The organism is Larkinella sp. C7 (genome assembly GCF_006149005.1).
GTDB lineage: Bacteria > Bacteroidota > Bacteroidia > Cytophagales > Spirosomataceae > Larkinella.
Map to the genome: position 1 here is coordinate 1 of NZ_VBSL01000278.1, position 316 is coordinate 316.

The following is a 316-nucleotide window of genomic DNA, read 5'->3' on the forward strand; positions in this document are numbered from 1 at the left end:
AAGTATTTGGAGAGTTAAACGACATCAACGAACAAAAACGAATAAATAAGTGAGAGAAAGGATCTCTCATCACTTTAACTCATATTTCTCTTTGAAAGGAGTCTTTTATGAAAAATGAAATGTTAGCACTAATCTTGGCAGGTGGTCAAGGTACACGTTTGGGTAAACTAACTCAATCTATTGCTAAGCCAGCTGTTCAATTTGGGGGTCGCTATCGGATTATTGATTTCGCCCTTTCCAACTGTGCTAATTCCGGCATCAATAACGTTGGTGTCATCACCCAGTACCAGCCTTTAGCCCTTAATAATCATATTGG

The 316-nt window shown here is 38.6% G+C and carries 1 protein-coding gene; it reads left to right on the forward strand.

Features of this window, described 5'->3' with window-relative positions:
• Window positions 1-107: 107 nt before the first annotated feature.
• Window positions 108-316 (forward strand): sugar phosphate nucleotidyltransferase (locus FH871_RS35415; RefSeq protein ID WP_171063052.1); only part of this gene is annotated, 209 nt, incomplete at its 3' end.